At 61.9% G+C, this 17,347-nt stretch carries 15 protein-coding genes; 10 read left to right on the top strand and 5 right to left on the bottom strand.

The genetic code is table 11. From position 1 onward, the window contains the following. Positions 1–324: 324 nt before the first annotated feature. Positions 325–2,061, top strand: a complete 1,737-nt coding sequence (locus tag QMX97_RS11405) for a monovalent cation:proton antiporter-2 (CPA2) family protein (RefSeq protein WP_282396945.1) — start codon at positions 325–327, stop codon at positions 2,059–2,061. On the opposite strand, the gene QMX97_RS11400 is transcribed toward QMX97_RS11405, so the two are convergent. Next, positions 2,048–3,256: an ammonium transporter gene (locus QMX97_RS11400; RefSeq protein ID WP_065901935.1), complete on the bottom strand. Its 1,209-nt coding sequence runs from the start codon at positions 3,254–3,256 to the stop codon at positions 2,048–2,050. The two genes, QMX97_RS11405 and QMX97_RS11400, sit on opposite strands and share 14 nt — an antisense overlap. A gap of 347 nt (positions 3,257–3,603) precedes the next feature. On the opposite strand from QMX97_RS11400, the gene QMX97_RS11395 reads away from it, so the two are divergent. The 8 genes from QMX97_RS11395 to QMX97_RS11360 all read left to right on the top strand — a co-directional run bounded on the left by QMX97_RS11395 (position 3,604) and on the right by QMX97_RS11360 (position 12,392). Further along, a complete protein-coding gene (locus tag QMX97_RS11395; RefSeq protein ID WP_065901661.1) occupies positions 3,604–3,918 on the top strand; it encodes a YqjD family protein in 315 nt (104 codons plus the stop codon). A gap of 3 nt (positions 3,919–3,921) precedes the next feature. Beyond that, positions 3,922–4,305 carry a phage holin family protein gene (locus tag QMX97_RS11390; RefSeq protein ID WP_065901663.1) on the top strand — a complete coding sequence of 128 codons (384 nt, stop codon included), beginning with the start codon at positions 3,922–3,924 and terminating at the stop codon, positions 4,303–4,305. Continuing rightward, complete coding sequence (locus QMX97_RS11385) at positions 4,302–4,640, top strand: hypothetical protein (protein ID WP_065901665.1); 339 nt, start codon at positions 4,302–4,304, stop codon at positions 4,638–4,640. Before QMX97_RS11390 ends, QMX97_RS11385 begins: the two co-directional genes overlap by 4 nt. Positions 4,641–4,732: 92 nt before the next feature. Beyond that, complete coding sequence (locus QMX97_RS11380) at positions 4,733–5,896, top strand: EAL domain-containing protein (protein ID WP_120447971.1); 1,164 nt, start codon at positions 4,733–4,735, stop codon at positions 5,894–5,896. A 71-nt stretch (positions 5,897–5,967) separates the two neighbouring features. Next, entirely contained in the window at positions 5,968–7,299 is a 1,332-nt protein-coding gene (locus QMX97_RS11375) for a deoxyguanosinetriphosphate triphosphohydrolase (protein WP_065901669.1), read from the top strand. Positions 7,300–7,470: 171 nt separating this feature from the next. Further along, a complete protein-coding gene (locus QMX97_RS11370; RefSeq protein ID WP_065901671.1) occupies positions 7,471–7,872 on the top strand; it encodes a response regulator in 402 nt (133 codons plus the stop codon). Positions 7,873–8,121: 249 nt separating this feature from the next. Further along, positions 8,122–8,748: a response regulator transcription factor gene (locus QMX97_RS11365; RefSeq protein ID WP_065901673.1), complete on the top strand. Its 627-nt coding sequence runs from the start codon at positions 8,122–8,124 to the stop codon at positions 8,746–8,748. Positions 8,749–8,756: 8 nt separating this feature from the next. Next, positions 8,757–12,392 (top strand): transporter substrate-binding domain-containing protein, encoded by a 3,636-nt coding sequence (locus tag QMX97_RS11360; protein ID WP_282396944.1) that lies wholly within the window; start codon positions 8,757–8,759, stop codon positions 12,390–12,392. Between the two features lie 26 nt (positions 12,393–12,418). Here QMX97_RS11360 and QMX97_RS11355 read toward each other — a convergent pair whose 3' ends face one another. Both QMX97_RS11355 and QMX97_RS11350 read right to left on the bottom strand, forming a co-directional pair. Beyond that, entirely contained in the window at positions 12,419–12,901 is a 483-nt protein-coding gene (locus QMX97_RS11355) for a GAF domain-containing protein (protein ID WP_201143812.1), read from the bottom strand. Further along, positions 12,898–13,788, bottom strand: a complete 891-nt coding sequence (locus QMX97_RS11350) for an ATP-binding protein (RefSeq protein ID WP_065901679.1) — start codon at positions 13,786–13,788, stop codon at positions 12,898–12,900. Before QMX97_RS11350 ends, QMX97_RS11355 begins: the two co-directional genes overlap by 4 nt. A gap of 162 nt (positions 13,789–13,950) precedes the next feature. Here QMX97_RS11350 and QMX97_RS11345 point away from each other — a divergent pair, with 162 nt between their 5' ends. Next, entirely contained in the window at positions 13,951–16,260 is a 2,310-nt protein-coding gene (locus QMX97_RS11345) for a response regulator (protein ID WP_065901680.1), read from the top strand. Here QMX97_RS11345 and QMX97_RS11340 read toward each other — a convergent pair. Together QMX97_RS11340 and QMX97_RS11335 are read right to left on the bottom strand one after the other, a co-directional pair. Continuing rightward, positions 16,214–16,705: a MarR family transcriptional regulator gene (locus QMX97_RS11340; RefSeq protein WP_106804731.1), complete on the bottom strand. Its 492-nt coding sequence runs from the start codon at positions 16,703–16,705 to the stop codon at positions 16,214–16,216. The two genes, QMX97_RS11345 and QMX97_RS11340, sit on opposite strands and share 47 nt — an antisense overlap. Continuing rightward, positions 16,702–17,187, bottom strand: coding sequence for a glutathione peroxidase (locus QMX97_RS11335; protein ID WP_282396943.1), 486 nt, complete (start codon positions 17,185–17,187; stop codon positions 16,702–16,704). Before QMX97_RS11335 ends, QMX97_RS11340 begins: the two co-directional genes overlap by 4 nt. Positions 17,188–17,347: the final 160 nt, after the last annotated feature.

Below are 17,347 nucleotides of genomic sequence, written 5' to 3'. Positions count from 1 at the left end.
GCGTGGGGCTGCGCAGCGGCCCCAGTAAGGCCTCCACGCTCATCCAGACACAAATGGGGCGATACGTTTCGGGGCCGCTGCGCGCCCCAACGCGGGGCAAGCCCGCTCGCCACAGGAAGCCCGTTCACCACAGGAAGACTGCCCTCCACTACAGACTCGCCAGCCACGATAAGTCCCCCTCACCACAACCGGCCCTGCCTGCCACAACAACCCTCGCTTGCCACTTGAAATCCAATCGGCCACAGAAACACCTGACCCAGGTCAGCATGGCCTATAACTGATTCAGCGATTCTCGCGGCTTTTTGTCCGCCACCTGCAACGGAGATGCGTGTGTTTGCCAACCTGCTGATCATTCTGGCCTCATCCCTGGTGGTGATTGCGCTGTTTCGCCGCCTGCAATTGCCGCCGGTGCTGGGCTACCTGTGTGTGGGCCTGGCCGTGGGGCCCACTGCGCTGGATTGGGTCAACGACAGCGAAGAGCTGCCCGACCTCGCCGAATTGGGGGTGGTGTTCCTGCTGTTTTCCCTGGGCCTCGAGTTTTCCCTGACCAAGATGCTCGCCCTGCGCCGCGTGGTGTTTGGCCTGGGCAGCTTGCAGGTGTTGGGCTGCGGGGCGCTGCTGGGTGGTTTGTTGATGGTCCTGGGGGTGGCGCCGGGCATTGCGCTGTTGCTCGGTGCCGGGCTGGCGTTGTCGTCCACCGCTATCGTCAGCAAGGAACTGACCAGCCTCGGGGAAATCTTCAGCAGCCACGGCCAGAACGCGATTGGTGTGCTGCTGTTCCAGGACGTGGTGGCGGTGTTGCTGCTGACCCTGGTGCCGGTGTTTGCCGGCAGCAGCGAGCAAGCCTGGTACTGGGCGCTGCCGCTGACCCTGGGCAAGACCGTGGTGCTGTTCGTCGGCCTGCTGTTTGCCAGCCGCTGGCTCTTGCCGCGCCTGTTTCGTGAGGTGGCCGCGTCCCATTCGGCCGAGCTGTTTGTGCTGCTGGCGCTGGTGATCGTGCTGCTCACCGCCTGGCTCACGCACCTGTTGGGGCTGTCTCCGGCCCTCGGTGCGTTCCTCGCCGGGATGCTGCTGGGCGAAAGCCATTACCGCCATCAGATCGAAGCGGATATCCGCCCGTTCCGCGACATTTTACTCGGGCTGTTTTTTGTCAGCATCGGCATGCTGATCGACCTGCAACTGTTCGTCAGCCATAGCCTGCTGATCCTCGGTTTCACCCTCACACTCATGCTGGTCAAGGCGTGCGTGGTCGCCGCCCTGGTCAAATGGCGCGGCAGTGACGGTGAGACCGCCTGGCGCAGCGGCCTGGCCCTGGCCCAGGGCGGCGAGTTCTGTTTTGCATTGATGGCGCAGATGCAGCAGAGCCGGTTGATCCCGGATGAATTCAACGGCCTGCTGCTCGCCGCCACGTTCTGCTCGATGCTGCTCACTCCGCTGCTGTTGCGCGCCGCGCCGGCCGTCGCGCTGCGCCTGCACCGCAAGCCCAACCAGCAAGTGCAACTGGAGGCGATCACCGCCCTCAACGCCCAATTGCGCGGGCACGCAGTGATCTGTGGCTATGGCCGGGTCGGGCAATCCATCGGGCGGTTCCTGCGGCACGAACAGCAAGCCTTTATCGCCCTGGATGACGACCCGGAACGCGTACAGGAAGCGGCCACCGAAGACAGCAGCGTGCACTATGGCGACTGTCGGCGTGGCGCCCTGCTCAGCGCTGTCGGCCTGGAGCGCGCACGCCTGGTGGTGATTGCGGTGGACAACAGCGATGTGGCCCTGGTGGTGCTCAAAGAGGCAAGGCGGATCAACCCCGACGTGCCGATCCTGGTGCGCACCCGCGATGACAGCCAGTTGGCCGAATTGAAAGCCGCGGGCGCCAGCGAGGTGGTGCCCGAGCTATTGGAGTCGAGCCTGATGCTCGCCTCCCACGCCCTGGTGATGCTCGGCTTGCCCGACCAACAGGTACAGGCGCGGGTCGACGAGGTCCGGCACAACCGCTATCGCCTGCTGCACGGGTTTTACTCGCAGGCGCCCAGCGACGACGCGGCGCCGATCAATCCTGACTGACCGCGCCGATCTTGTGGATCGACAGGTCGGCGCCGTAATACTCCTCTTCCTGGCTCAGGCGCAGCCCGTGCAGGCGCTTGATCACGCCGTACACCAACAGGCCGCCGCCCAGCGCGACCACAACACCGAGGGCGGTGCCGATCAACTGGCTGATCAGGCTCACGCCGCCCAGCCCACCCAGTGCGGTCTGGCCGAAGATGCCACAGGCAATGCCGCCCCACACGCCGCACAGGCCGTGCAACGGCCACACACCCAACACGTCATCGATCTTCCAGCGGTCCTGGGCCGCAATGAAGCACCACACAAACAGGCCACCGGCGACGACACCGGTGACGAGCGCGCCCACCGGGTGCATCAGGTCGGAGCCAGCACAGATCGCCACCAAGCCGGCCAGCGGGCCGTTGTGCAGGAAGCCTGGGTCATTGCGACCGATCACCAGCGCGGCCACGGTGCCGCCGACCATGGCCATCAGCGAGTTGACCGCCACCAGGCCACTGACGCCATTGAGGGTTTGCGCGCTCATCACGTTGAAGCCGAACCAGCCGACGATCAGGATCCAGGAGCCCAACGCCAGGAACGGAATGCTCGACGGTGCAAACGCAACCAGCCGCCCGTCACGATAACGGCCGTTGCGCGGGCCCAGCAGCAGCACCGCCGCCAGCGCCAGCCAGCCGCCCATGGCGTGTACCACTACGGACCCGGCGAAGTCATGGAAGCTGGCGCCGAAGGTCGCAAGCAGCCAGGCCTGCAAGCCGAAATTGCCGTTCCAGACCATGCCTTCGAAAAACGGGTAGATGAACGCAACGATCAGCGCGGTGGCGCACAGTTGCGGAACAAATCGTGCGCGTTCGGCGATGCCACCGGAGATGATCGCCGGGATCGCCGCGGCGAAGGTCAGCAGGAAGAAGAACTTCACCAGGCCATAGCCGTGGTCGGCACTGATTACCGCCGCCGGTTGCATGAAGCTCACACCGTAGGAGATCCAATAGCCTATAAAGAAATAGGCCAGGGTCGAGATGGCGAAGTCGCTGAGGATCTTCGACAAGGCGTTGACCTGGTTCTTCTGGCGCACGGTGCCGACTTCCAGGAACGCGAAGCCGGCGTGCATGGCCAGGACCATGACCGCACCGATCAGGATGAACAGGGTGTTGGAACTGTGGACAAGGGTATCCACCGCGCTTTGCAAATTTTCCATGGGGGTGGGCAGGCCTGCATTAAAGGCAAAAAGCACCAAAGCGGTTCAAGCCAGCGTTTCGCGCACTAAATTGGCACCACCGGTCCCACCCCTCTTCAGAGGGCATGAACCGCTTTAGCGCAGCGATTAACACAACAGGCCGTTGCCGACAGGGTTTTTCCGCGGGTTTGAGTGATTTAGGGTAAGGTTTTTCAAGGCATTGGCCTCAGGCCGCCCAGATTCAGCGCAGGCCCCGGGGCGTGCGCACCAAGGCAAAGCAAAAGCTGTACCACACAATTGAACTGAACCTTCACCGATGCCGGTGACTCGAAAACACACGTACCGATCAGCCAATCACGGAGATAACCATGGCCAGAAGAACTGCAAAGACTGCTCAAGAAATACTGATGGCGGATTTCCAAACCCTGGTCAGTGACACCGAACGGTTGCTGGACGACACCAAGGTCCTGGCCGGCGACCAGGCCGATGAGCTGCGCAGCAAGATCCACGAGAGCCTGCTCAAGGCCCGTGAAACCCTGCAACTGACCGAAGAGTCCCTGCGCGAACGCGGCCAGGCGGCGGTCACGGCCACCGAGGATTACGTCCAGGCCAACCCATGGCAGTCCGTCGGTATCGCTGCCGGTGTGGGCTTCTTGATCGGTCTGCTGGCTACAAGGCGCTAAATCATGTCTATCGGCGAAAGCAGCTCGTCCACGGGCACAACCTCTCGACGTCTGGGCGCGGCCGTGCTGGGCTTGCTGCACAGCCATGTCGAACTGTTTGGCATCGAATTGCAGGAGCAGAAGGCGCGCACTGTCAGCCTGCTGCTGTTTGCCGGCCTGGCGCTGGTGTTTGCCCTGCTGTTGCTGGTGGGGCTGTCGACATTGGTGATGATCCTCGTGTGGGATACCGGTTACCGCCTCACCGGGATCATCTGCCTGTGCGTCTTCTACAGCCTGGCCGCCGCCTTCTGCGGGGTGCGCTTGAAAGCGGCAGTGTTCGATGAGTCCACGCCCTTCCACGCCACCCTCGAAGAGTTGGCCAATGATCGGGAGCGCCTGCTGCCATGAGCTCGAATGAAATCCAGCAAACCTCGCGCCGGGAAATGCGCAAGGCGTTGATTCGCCTGCGCATGGAGATGCACCGCCAGGAGATCCGCCATGAGTCCCAGCAACTGATGGTGCCTCTGAACAAGGTGCGCAACATGGGCCAGAGCTTCCAGGGCGGGTTGGGCATCAAGCACGCGCCGCTGTGGGGCGTGGCCGCCGTCACGCTGATGGGCTTCTTTACCGGCAAAGGCGCCAAGGGCGGCGGGATCAGCAGCCTGACGCGCCTGGTGCGCCTCGGTGCCGGCCTGATCCCGCTGATCAAATTGGCCATGCAGGGCAGTTCGCGCAAAAGCTGAGCCAGCTGGCTGCATTCTTGCTAACAGAAACGGCCCGGTCCTCGTTTTCGAGGGCCGGGCCTTTTTTTCGGCAACGCATCTAAGGAGGCCCCGTGATCGACGGGCAACCGCTCGCCTGCTTCCAACCGTTCATCGACACCGCCACGGGCCGTATCGCCGGCGTCGAAGCCCTCGGCCGCCTGCGCCAGGCGGATGGGCGCTTGCAGTCCGTCGGCCCGCTGTTCGCCGATCCGCGCACGCCGGGCGTGAGCTTGCGCCGCCTCGACCGGCAGATTCGCGACAATGCGCTGAGCCGTTTGCATGAGGCCCCCGAAGACTGGTTCCTGAGCCTGAACATCTCGCCGCGCTGGATCAATCGCCTGCGCCCGGGCCAGGCCCTGCCGAGCCTGAAGCAGATCCACCTGCATGGCGTCGACCCACGGCGCATCGTGTTCGAGATCACTGAGCTGGGCGGCGATATCCAGCGCCTGGCCCAGGTGGTGGCGCGCTATCGCGAGGCGGGCGCGCGCATCGCCATCGACGACTTTGGTGCCGGCTATTCCCAACTCGACCGGGTGCTGGCGTTGCAGCCGGATATTCTCAAGCTCGACATGCGTCTGTTCCAGGAAGCTGCCAAGGGTGGGCCGAGCAGTGAAGTGGTGCGCGCATTGGCGCAGATGGCGGAAAAAACCGGCTGCTGGATCATTGCCGAAGGCGTGGAAACCGAAGCCCAGTTGAATTTCGCCCTGGAGTGCGGTTCGCGCTATGTGCAGGGCTACCTGTTCGCGCAGGCGCAGTTGGACTGGTTTGCCACCGACGCCTTCGTGGCGCATTTTGCGCACCTGCGCGCGGCGTATGTGCAACAGAAACTCGCGGAACGCGGGCGCGTCATGCAACTGCGCCAGCAATTGGCCGAGCTGATGAAGATCCTGCAGGCCTGGGCCCAGGGTCAGGCACCGCTGGGCGAGCTGCCACAATTGCCGGACTTTCCCTGGCTGTTGCGTTTTTATCAGTGCGACCGCCATGGCACCCAACTGACACCGAACTTCGAGTGGCGCCAGGACGCCTGGCAAGCCGACAGCCGCTACCTGGGCCATAACTGGTCCTGGCGCCCGTATTTTTATCACTTGCTGGCCGAAGGCTGGGAAGAACGCCGCCTGACCTTGTCCTCGACCTACCGCGACGCCACCACCAACCAGTATTGCCTCACCGCCGGACAATTCTTCGATAACGGTCAGCGCTTGCTGTTAATCGATATCGACGCAGCCGGGTTGTAGATTTTCGCTTGCCCAGGCCTCGCTGAACCGGGAAGCTGGGAGGGACATTCACCGTACGGAGAGTACCCGCCTTGGATTGGCCCACCCTGCTTACCCGCGAACGTCTTGGAAAGCCCCTGCACAGCCCGGAAGAATTGGGCCGCAGCCCGTTTCACAAAGACCACGACCGAATTATTTTTTCCGGCGCGTTTCGCCGCCTCGGCCGCAAGACCCAGGTTCACCCGGTGTCCAGCAACGACCACATCCACACGCGCCTGACCCATTCCCTGGAAGTCAGCTGCGTGGGTCGCTCCCTCGGCATGCGCGTCGGTGAAACCCTGCGCAGCGCCCTGCCCGACTGGTGTGATCCGAGCGACCTGGGCATGGTCGTGCAATCGGCCTGCCTGGCCCATGACATCGGCAACCCGCCGTTCGGGCATTCCGGCGAAGACGCCATCCGCCACTGGTTCCAGCAAGCTGCCGGACGCGGCTGGCTGGATGACATGAGCACCGCCGAGCGCAATGACTTCCTTAATTTCGAGGGCAACGCCCAAGGCTTTCGCGTGCTCACCCAGCTTGAATACCACCAGTTCGATGGCGGTACGCGGCTGACCTACGCGACCCTGGGCACCTACCTCAAATACCCCTGGACCGCCCGCCACGCCGACTCCCTGGGCTACAAGAAGCACAAGTTCGGCTGCTACCAGAGCGAACTGCCGATCCTCGAACAGATCGCCCACAAGCTCGGCCTGCCGCAGCTCGAAGAACAACGCTGGGCGCGTCACCCGCTGGTTTACCTGATGGAAGCGGCGGACGACATCTGCTACGCCTTGATCGACCTGGAAGACGGCCTGGAAATGGAGTTGCTGGAATACGCCGAGGTCGAGTCGCTGCTGCTCGACCTGGTGGGCGACGACCTGCCGCAGACCTATCGGCAACTGGGCTCCCAGGACTCGCGTCGGCGCAAGCTGGCGATTCTGCGCGGCAAGGCCATCGAGCATTTGACCAATGCCGCGGCGCGGGCCTTCGTCGAACAGCAGGACGCCCTGTTGGCCGGGACTTTGCCCGGCGACCTGGTCGAGCACATGCACGGCCCGGCCAAGCGCTGCGTACTGGATGCCAAGGACATGGCGCGCAAGAAAATCTTCCAGGACAAACGCAAGACCCTGCATGAGATTGGTGCCTACACCACTCTGGAGATCCTCCTGAACGCCTTTTGCGGCGCAGCCCTGGAGCAGCATGGCGGGCGGACCCCGTCCTTCAAGAACCGGCGCATTCTCGACCTGCTGGGCAACAACGCGCCGAACCCTGCGTGGCCGTTGCACGCTTCGTTCCTGCGCATGATCGACTTTATCGCCGGCATGACCGACAGCTATGCCACCGAAATGGCGCGGGAGATGACGGGACGCTCCAGCCCCCAATAACCCCGCCGATCACGCCGCCTGTTGCCTGAACAGAATCTGCCTACGACGGTAACAGAGCGGCCTGATCGAATTCGCACAACCACACGAGGAATAATCGCGCGCACTCCGGGCCAACCTGGCGAACCGTTCCTACGTGCCCCCCATCGACGCTTGACTCACTGTGTGCCTTCTATGCCCAGTTACCCCCTACGCATCCTGGTGGTGGAGGACCATCCGTTCCAGCTGCTTGCCACCCAGTGCCTGCTCAAGAGTTTCGGTTTCGAGCAACTGACCCCGGCGGAAAACGCCGAACAGGCAATCCGCTTGATGACGCTGGCCGACAGCCCTTTCGATATCCTCCTCTGCGACCAGTGCCTGCCGGACCTGCCGGGGCTCGAATTGATCGAAATCGCCAGCCGCCGACGTTTTATCAGCGCCGCCATCCTGCTCAGCGGGCTACCGGAAGCTGAATTATCGACCCTGCACGAGCAAGCCCGGGAGCGTGGGCTGCCCTTACTCGGCTACTTATCAAAGCCGTTGAACAAAGATGAGTTTTCACGCTTGACCCACTCATTGCCCCGCTTAAACGTGTAGGACTTAAAACATATAAACCGTCGAAAAGCACACGTATAAGGGCCGTTAAATCCCCGGCACCACGATTCGGGCGGCGCGCCGCTGAATCGCTGACCACCCGACTCTCGAAGCCTTAGCGACCAGTAGGCTATTACCTTTTTTAATGTAGGAACTTTCCTGTTTTATATCTATGCCCCCTCGAGTTCATGCTCCCCCCTCAACTTCTGAGCTAATGTGCCCGCTTTATTTGCACTTGCATGGAATGTGATTATGAACACCGTTTTTATTATCGATGACCACCCGGTTATAAGGCTGGCCATCAGGATGTTGCTGGAACACGAAGGTTACGAAGTCGTCGGCGAAACGGACAACGGGTGCGACGCCATACAAATGGTCCGCGAATGCCTGCCGGACCTGATCATCCTGGACATCAGCATTCCGAAACTCGATGGGCTCGAGGTGCTGTGCCGATTCAACGCCATGAATACCTCGATGAAAACCCTGGTCCTGACCGCCCAATCCCCCACCCTGTTCGCTACGCGCTGCATGCGCTCGGGCGCCGACGGCTACGTGTGCAAGGAAGGCGACCTGAGCGAACTGCTGAGCGCCATTCGCGCCGTATTGTCCGGCTACAACTACTTTCCCAGCCAGGCCTTGAACTCCCACGGTGCAGACGGCGTGGATACCCAGGAGCTTGAACTGTTCAAGGCAGTCAATGACCGCGAGTTGATGGTATTGCAACTTTTTGCACAAGGCCGCACCAACAAGGAAATAGCCAAGGGTATGTTTCTGAGTAATAAAACTGTAAGCACTTATAAAAAGAGGCTGATGCAGAAACTTCAAGCCAAGTCCTTGGTAGAACTTATCGAGATGGCAAAACGAAACGCGCTAGTGTGAGAAAACGGATGCCCAGGTGTATAAAGGACTATCTGATTATATTGAGTGCCGGCTTGTGCTTCAGCGCCGTCGTGCCCGCAACCCCTCAAACTGGCCCGGAACATTTCAACCTGCTGAGCCGCGCGAGCTACGTACCACTGGAAAACCGCCTGAACAAAGCCCAACGCCAATGGCTACAGAACAAACGCGAGTTGGTGCTGGGCACCGCTTTCCCTGACTACCCGCCCTTCGATCTCACGTCCAGTGGGCGCGACTATGAAGGACTCACCGCCGACTACGCCGGCCTGCTCGCCAAGGCGCTGGCCCTGCCGGTCAAGGTCCTGCGCTATCCCTCCCGAGAGGCCGCGATCAGCGCCCTTGAAACCGGGGAGATCGACTTGCTGGGCTCCTCCAACAGCTTTGAGGCGGCAAACCCCCACCTGGCATTGTCAGAGCCGTACGCCGTGGACCGGCCGGTGCTGGTAACCCGCGAAGGCGAAACCCGTAGCCTCAGCGAGGGCCTGGCCGGAATGCGCCTGGCACTGGTCTACCACTACCTGCCCCTGGGTGAGGTGGAAAAGCTGTACCCCAAGGCGATCATCCGTGCCTACCCCTCGTATCAGAATGCGCTGAACGCGGTGGCCTTCGAACAGGCCGACGTTTTTCTCGGCGATACCATTTCCACGCATTACATGATCAACAAGGGCTACCTGAAGAACGTGCGGATGGCGAACTTCGGCAAGCATGAAGCCTATGGGTTCAGCTTCGCGATGCCCCAGCACCAGCACACCCTGCTGAGCATCGTCGACGAAGTCTTGCGCGCGGTGCCCACCAGCGAACGTGAAACGATCGCCAAGCGCTGGAGCGCCGGCAGCGACATCCTGCTGACCGACCAGAAACTGCAACTGACTTTGCGCGAAGAACGCTGGCTGCGGGACAACCCGGTGGTCAAGGTGATCGTGAACGAAACCTTTGCACCGCTGACGTTTTTTGACTCCGACGGGAATTTTCGCGGCATCGCCGCCGACTTGCTGGAACTGGTTCGCCTGCGCACCGGCTTGCGCTTCGACGTCCAGCGCGAACGTGATGTGAACGTGATGATCAATCAGGTCGAGGCGGGCAAGGCCGATATCATCGGGGCGGTCATCCCCAGCGTCGAGCGCGAAGCCCAGTTGAACTTCAGTCGCCCCTACCTGGAAAACTCCTACGTCATGTTGACGCGCAAGGATGGCCAGGCCCCCAGCAGTCTTGAGGAAATGCAAGGCAAGCGGCTGGCGGTGACCCAGGGCAGCCCGTTGCAAGCATTCCTGCGCGACAACTTTCCCAGGATCCAGCTGGTAGAAACCGGCGACACCTTCAAGTCGGCCGAATTGCTGGTGCAAGGCAATGTGGACGGCGCAGTGAATACCTTGGTGGTCGCCAATTACTTCCTGTCTTCGCCGATGTTCCAGGACAAGCTCCAAATCAGTTCCAGCATCGGCACCACCCCTGCCACTTTTGCGCTGGCGACAGCACGCAGCGCCACCGAACTCACCTCGATTCTCGACAAGGCCCTGCTGAGCATCGCCCCGGATGAGCTGGGGGTGATCAACAGTCGCTGGCGCGGCTACACCGCGGCCTCCGACAGTTACTGGCGCGACTACCATCAACTGATTGCCCGCATCATCATCGGCACCGGCCTGCTTTTGCTGATTTCCCTGGGCTGGAACGCCTATATGCGCCGCCAGATCAAGCACCGCAGGATGGCGGAGCGCGCGCTCAATGATCAGTTCGAGTTCATGCGTGCGCTGGTCAACGAAACCCCGCACCCGATCTACGTCCGCGACCGCAAGGGCCTGCTGCAGACCTGCAACGACAGTTACCTGCAGGTGTTCGACGTCAAGCGCGAGGAGGTGATCGGCAAAAGCGCGCTGCAGATCAGCACGGCGATGGCGGCGGAGGCGGCGCAATACCATGCCGACTACAAGCGCGTGGTGTCCGAAGGCAACCCGCTGATCCTCGACCGCACCCTGCACATTCGCGAGAAAAAACTGACGATCTACCATTGGATCCTGCCGTACCGCGACTCCGTCGGCGAGGTCCAGGGCATCATCGGCGGCTGGATCGACATCAGCGAACGACGCCAGTTGTTCGACGAACTGCGCGCCGCCAAGGAGCGTGCCGACGAAGCCAACCGGGCCAAGAGCACCTTCCTCGCGACCATGAGCCACGAAATCCGCACGCCGATGAACGCCGTGATCGGCATGCTCGAGCTGACCCTCAAGCGAGCCGACCAGGGTCATCTCGATCGCCCGGCCATCGAAGTGGCGTACAACTCGGCCAAGGACCTGCTGGAGCTGATCGGCGATATCCTCGATATCGCCCGTATCGAATCCGGCCGCCTGAGCCTGGCGCCCGAACGCGTCAACCTGCGGGAAGTGATCGAGTCGGTGGTGCGCGTGTTTGATGGCCTCGCCCGGCAGAAAACCCTCAGCCTGTTGCTGGAGTTCAAGCCCGAGCTGGACGCCACCGAAGTCTTGATCGACCCGTTGCGCTTCAAGCAGGTGCTGTCCAACCTGGTCAGCAACGCGATCAAGTTCACCGAGCAAGGCCAGGTAAAGATCAAGGTCGAGGTGTTACCCACCCAACTGCCGCAGCAGATCGAGATGAAACTGGTGGTCGAAGACACCGGCATCGGCATCAGCCGTGACGATCAGATGCGCCTGTTTGAACCCTTTGCCCAGGCCGACAACTCCGGGCACCTGGCGAGGAGCGGCGCGGGCCTGGGGTTGGTGATCTGCCGCAGCCTGTGCGCGATGATGGGCGGCCAACTGAGCCTGAGCAGCGTGCCGATGGTCGGCACCCAGGTGTACGTCAACCTGAAGATGACGCGCCTGCAGCCGGTGCTGTCGGTGGACGAATTCAAGCCCGAGGCCCCCGCGACGGCGCCCGTGCTGAATGTCCTGGTGGTGGACGATCACCCGGCGAACCGGCTGTTGATGTGCCAGCAGCTTGGCTACCTGGGCCACCAGTTCACCGCCGCCCACAACGGCTCGGCCGGTTTCCAGGCCTGGCGCCAGGAGCACTTCGACCTGGTGATAGCCGACTGCAACATGCCCATCATGAATGGCTACGAGTTGAGCCGCTCGATCCGCGAGTACGAGCAGCGCGAGCAACTGATGCCCTGTGTCGTACTGGGCTTTACCGCCAACGCCCAACCCGAGGAGAAACAGCGCTGCGCCCAGGCAGGCATGAACGATTGCCTGTTCAAACCCATCAGCCTCACCGCGCTGGAGCGGCAACTGGCGCAGATCAGTCCGCGCTCGGCCGGCCTGATCCTGGACCTGGGTAATTTCGAGGCCTTGACCGGCGGCGATCCGCAGATGAGCCGACGCCTGCTGGAGGAGTTGCTGAGCAGCAGTCGTCGCGATCGCCAGGAATTGCTCGCCTTGATAGCCGCCCAGGCTTCATCCCGGGACATCAGCGAACAGGCGCACAAGATCAAGGGCGCTGCCCGCATCGTTCAAGCCCGAACGCTGGCTTCGCAATGCGAAAGCCTCGAACAGGTGTGCGCGCAGGATGCTGACCGCCCCCTGATCGACACGCAGGTGAAAGCCCTGGAAAAACTGATGCTGGAGCTGGAACGGCTGCTGCAGGTGCAGTTGCAGGAGCTGGAGAGTCAATAAGGGGGCGGCATCCGCCCCCTCGTTGATCAGCAGTCGGTCAAGCGCAGGAAGATCGCCGCCAGCTGTTCGATACCCGCCTGGTCCTGCTCGGTAAAGCGTGCCAGGGACGGGCTATCGAGGTCGAGGACGCCAATCAGCCTGTCGCCCTTGACCAGCGGCACCACCAACTCACTGTTGGAGGCGCTGTCACAGGCGATATGCCCGGGAAACGCGTGGACATCCTCGACGCGCTGGGTCTGGCGCGACGACGCCGCCGCTCCGCACACACCACGACCGAACGGAATACGCACACACGCGATCTGCCCCTGGAACGGCCCCAGCACCAGCTCTTCATTGCGGTTGAGGTAAAAGCCGGCCCAGTTCAAGTCGTCCAGCTGGTTAAACAGAAACGCCGAAAACTGCGCACTGTTGGCGATGAAATCGCGCTCATCGGCCAGCAGCGATTCCAGCTGCGCACACAGCATCGCGTAGCCGTCGAGGCCGGTGCCGGCGTGTTGTAGATCGATCATGGCTGACGCTCCAGCAGTTTGAGGCCTACCCAGTAACGGGCAAATTGGTACGCGCAGCGGCCATTGCGGTTGCCGCGCCCGGTCGCCCAGCGAACGGCGAGTATGTCGAGCGCCTCATCGCGCTGCCACTGCAAACCGGCTTTATTCGCCAGCTCGCCGATCCAGTGCTCGACCACGTCCAGGAAATGCTCTTGCGTGAACGGGTAGAACGACAGCCACAGGCCAAAACGGTCGGACAAGGCAATCTTGTCTTCCACCGCCTCGCTCGGATGCAGCTCACCGTCCACGCGTTTCCAGTTGTCGTTGTCACTCTGGTTTTCCGGTACCAGGTGGCGACGGTTGGACGTGGCGTACAGCAGCACGTTTTCCGGAGCCTGTTCCAGCGAACCATCCAGCACACTCTTGAGTACGCGATAATCGCCCTCGCCGGCCTCGAACGACAGGTCGTCGCAGAACAGGATAAAGCGCTGCGGCAGCTTGACCAGTTGCTCGACCACCCGTGGCAGGTCGGCCAGGTGATCGCGCTCGATTTCGATCAGGCGCAGGCCGGCCTTGGCATGCTGGGCCAGCAAGGCACGCACCATCGACGATTTGCCGGTGCCGCGCGAACCCCACAGCAGCGCGTGGTTGGCTGGCAGGCCGTCGATGAATTGCTGGGTGTTGCGGGCCAGTTGTTCGCGTTGCTTGTCCACGCCGATCAGGTCGGACAGGCGCATGTCCAGGCTCACCTCCAGTGGCAACAGGAAGCCGGTGCGACCTTCGCGCTGCCAACGGGCGGCAAGGCACTGGTTCCAGTCGATGGCTTGGCGTGGCGCGGGCAACAAGGGTTCAAGGCGGGCGAGTACTGCGTCGGCCCGCTCAAGAAAAGCATTCAGTCGAGAATCCACGATTATTCCTCTGGCAAGTTCTTGCAAAAGATGGCGTATTGGCAACCCTGCGGCGGATCGCACGAGGCCGCGTAAAAAACGATTCATGCCGGCAAGCCAGAGCCTGTGGATGTTCAGCTATGCTTGCCGGGCGAAGGGAAACGTGAAGTGGTTCAACACTCGATGGATATCAAGTTCGCCCACCGCTTGTCTTATAAACAAGCCAGATTGACTGTGCTGGTCGGTTTCGTCTTGGGAACCTTGCTCAGCCTGATCCAAATCGGCATTGATTATGCCAGCGAAGACGCATCCATCAACCGTGAAATACGCTCGCTGATCGAAATCAGCCATAATCCTACGTCGCGTATTGCCTATAACATTGACGCCGAATTGGCCCAGGAATTGACCCTGGGCCTGCTGCACTCCCCCGCGATCATTCACGCGCAGTTGATCGACAACAACGGCGTGGTACTGGCCGATGTCGAGCGGCCGCGCATGGAAAGCCCCTACCGCCCCATCAGCGATTTCCTGTTTGGCGCCAACCGTCAGTTCGAAGACCGGCTGTACCTGAGCCATATGCCCAACGAATCCCTCGGCGTGCTGCGTCTGGACGTGGACACCTACGCTTTCGGCAGCCGTTTCCTGCACCGTGCCGAGATCACCCTGCTCAACGGGTTTGCCCGTAGCCTGCTGCTGACCGGCATTCTCCTGGCCCTCTTCTACGTGATGCTGACCCAGCCACTGGTACGCGTCATTCGCGAGCTGAGCAACCGCCGGCACGCCCGCCTGGACTGCCCAGCCGGGCATGAACACGACGAGATCGGTGTGCTGGTCAGCGTGGCCAACCAGCAATTTGAAAACATGGAGACGGAGATCCAGCAACGCCGGCATGCCGAAGACCGACTGACCGAATACTTGGGGCAACTGGAAAACATCGTCTCCGCGCGCACCCTTGAACTCAAGGCGAGCAACCAGCGCCTGAGCCAGTCCAACGAAGAATTGGAAGCGGCGAAGATGACCGCCCTGGGCATGGCCCAGGCCCGCGCGGCGTTTCTGGCGAACATGAGCCATGAAATCCGCACCCCGCTCAATGGGCTGCTGGGAATGATCGCGCTGTCACTGGACAGCTCGCTGAACGCCGAGCAGCGCCAGCAACTGTCGATCGCCCATGACTCGGGCAAGGTGCTGGTGGAGTTGCTCAACGATATCCTCGACCTGTCCAAGTTCGACGCCGGCCAGTTGGAGCTGGAGGTGATCCCGTTCGACCTGGGCTCGCTGGTCGAAGACACCGCCAACCTGCTGTCGCAGAATGCGGCGCCCAGCGTCGAGCTGACCTGTCTGATCGACCCGCAGTTTCCCGCCCAGGTGCTGGGCGACCCGACGCGCGTGCGGCAGATCGTCAGCAACTTGCTGTCGAATGCGTTGAAGTTCACCCGTTTCGGTCGCGTGGATGTGCGCCTCAGCGCCCTGAATGGCCGGGTGCGCATCGAAGTGTGTGATACCGGTATCGGCATTGCGCAGGAAGCCCAGGTGAAAATCTTCCAGCCCTTCACCCAAGCCGGCGCGGGCATCACCCGCCAGTTTGGCGGCACGGGGCTGGGCCTGGCGTTGACGCACAACCTGTGCGAAGCCATGAAAGGCCGTCTGAGCATCAGTTCGGAGGTCGGCTTTGGTAGCCAGTTCTGCGCCGAGCTGCCCCTGCCCCTGCATTTGCCCGCCGTGCAACAGGCGCCGCTGGCGGGTGAGGTCATCGCCATAACCAGCGCCGGCAGTGGCCTGACGGAACTGCTCAGCACCTTGCTGCCGCATTGGGGGCTGACACCCCGCTGCTACTCGCAGGACGAGGATTTGAGTGGCCTGGCCCCGGACCTGCTGATCACCGATTGTCCGGAATGCCTGTTCCGCCTGCGGCCTGCCATTACCGCACCGATCCTGCTGGTGACCGCCTATGGCAATTTCATGCCCAGCGAAGAAGTGGCGGCGCTGGCGCCCTTGCAGCAACAGGCGCGCCCCTTGAGCCGCAATGCGTTGTACCAGATCCTGCAGCGCAATTTACGCAGCGACCCGCAACTGATCCTCGACCCCCTCCAGTTGGAGGCCGCGCCCCTGGCACACCGGGCGCGCATCCTGCTGGTGGAGGACAATCCGGTCAACCAATTGGTCGCCAAGGGCATGTTGAGCAAGCTGGGGTGCGAAGTGGTCGTGGCCGCCCATGGTGGCGAAGCGCTCAAGTTCCTCGAGGACCAACGCTTTGACCTGGTGCTGATGGACTGCAACATGCCGGTGATGGATGGCTATGAGGCCAGCCGGCAGATCCGCCAAAGCGGACGCTGGCCGGACCTGCCGATTGTCGCGCTGACCGCCAACGCCCTCTCCGAAGAGCGCGAGCGTTGCCGGGCAGCGGGCATGAATGACTACCTGGCCAAGCCGTTTCGCCGCGAAGAACTCAAGGGCCTGCTGGACCTGTGGGTGCCGACGACGACAAGTCTCTGATCTGCCCAAGCAACTGGTCCAGGCCGTGGCGCAAGGCGTCGGCCTGGTTCAGGTCGATGCCGCTGTCACATAACAATCGGGTCTTGAGGCCATGGGCCTGGTCGCGCAGGTGCACACCGGCATCACTGAGACTGAGGTGCACTTCGCGCTCGTCCCTGGCGCTGCGCTGGCGCCTGACCCACTTGAGCTGCTCAAGGCGCTTGAGCAGCGGCGTCAGCGTGCCCGAGTCGAGCATCAGGCGCTCACCCAGGGCCTTGACCGTCGGTTGTGCCGGAGCCACTTCGTACCACTCCCACAGCACCAGCATCACCACATATTGCGGGTAGGTCAGGCCAAGCTGATCCAGCATCGGCTTATAAGCGCGGGTCACGGCCCGGGAGGCGGCATACAGTTTGAAACACAACTGATCGTCCAGGGCCAGGGACACGGTAGGCAGGTCGGTCATTTGATCAGGGCTTCAATCTCTTGGGTGAGGTCCTGGGGCTTGGTCGTCGGGGCAAAGCGCTTGACCACCTGGCCGTCGCGGCCAATCAGGAACTTGGTGAAGTTCCACTTGATCCCCTTGGACCCCAGCAGGCCCGGCGCCTGTTTTTTCAGTTGCACGAACAGGGGATGGGCCTCAGTACCGTTCACGTCGATTTTCTTGAACAGCGGGAAACTGACGCCGTAGTTCAGCTCGCAGAATTCGGAAATCGCGCCATCGTTGCCCGGCTCCTGCTTGCCGAACTGGTTGCAGGGAAAGCCCAGTACCACCAGACCCTGGTCCTTGTACTGCTGCCAGAGCTGCTCCAGGCCCTTGTACTGCGGGGTGAAGCCACACTTGCTGGCGGTGTTGACCACCAGGATGGCCTTGCCGGCGAAATCGGCCAAGGTCTTTTGCTCACCCTTGATGGTGGTGCACGGGATGCTCAGCAGGTTGTCGCTCATGGCAGTGCCTCGATAGGGAGAAAAGAAGGTAAACATAGTAGGCAATTAAATTGCGTGCAATCTAATTGGCGGCACTGATACCCCACTATCACCTTTTCCCTGTAGCAGCCCGGCTTGCGGCGATAGCGATCTGACGGACGCCATCGCCGGCAAGCCGGGC

The organism is Pseudomonas sp. PS01298, from assembly GCF_029959745.1.
Taxonomy (GTDB): Bacteria; Pseudomonadota; Gammaproteobacteria; order Pseudomonadales; family Pseudomonadaceae; genus Aquipseudomonas; species Aquipseudomonas aylmerensis.
The sequence above is the reverse complement of the archived record's forward strand: the minus strand, read 5'-3'. Positions and strand labels throughout refer to the sequence as shown.

Bases quoted from the DNA above. Each gene is read 5' to 3' on its own strand.
- QMX97_RS11405 (WP_282396945.1), top strand. From the start codon at position 325: ATGCGTGTGTTTGCCAACCTGCTGATCATTCTGGCCTCATCCCTGGTG.
- QMX97_RS11400 (WP_065901935.1), bottom strand. From the start codon at position 3,256: ATGGAAAATTTGCAAAGCGCGGTGGATACCCTTGTCCACAGTTCCAAC.
- QMX97_RS11395 (WP_065901661.1), top strand. From the start codon at position 3,604: ATGGCCAGAAGAACTGCAAAGACTGCTCAAGAAATACTGATGGCGGAT.
- QMX97_RS11390 (WP_065901663.1), top strand. From the start codon at position 3,922: ATGTCTATCGGCGAAAGCAGCTCGTCCACGGGCACAACCTCTCGACGT.
- QMX97_RS11385 (WP_065901665.1), top strand. From the start codon at position 4,302: ATGAGCTCGAATGAAATCCAGCAAACCTCGCGCCGGGAAATGCGCAAG.
- QMX97_RS11370 (WP_065901671.1), top strand. From the start codon at position 7,471: ATGCCCAGTTACCCCCTACGCATCCTGGTGGTGGAGGACCATCCGTTC.
- QMX97_RS11365 (WP_065901673.1), top strand. From the start codon at position 8,122: ATGAACACCGTTTTTATTATCGATGACCACCCGGTTATAAGGCTGGCC.
- QMX97_RS11360 (WP_282396944.1), top strand. From the start codon at position 8,757: ATGCCCAGGTGTATAAAGGACTATCTGATTATATTGAGTGCCGGCTTG.
- QMX97_RS11355 (WP_201143812.1), bottom strand. From the start codon at position 12,901: ATGATCGATCTACAACACGCCGGCACCGGCCTCGACGGCTACGCGATG.
- QMX97_RS11345 (WP_065901680.1), top strand. From the start codon at position 13,951: ATGGATATCAAGTTCGCCCACCGCTTGTCTTATAAACAAGCCAGATTG.
- QMX97_RS11340 (WP_106804731.1), bottom strand. From the start codon at position 16,705: ATGACCGACCTGCCTACCGTGTCCCTGGCCCTGGACGATCAGTTGTGT.
- QMX97_RS11335 (WP_282396943.1), bottom strand. From the start codon at position 17,187: ATGAGCGACAACCTGCTGAGCATCCCGTGCACCACCATCAAGGGTGAG.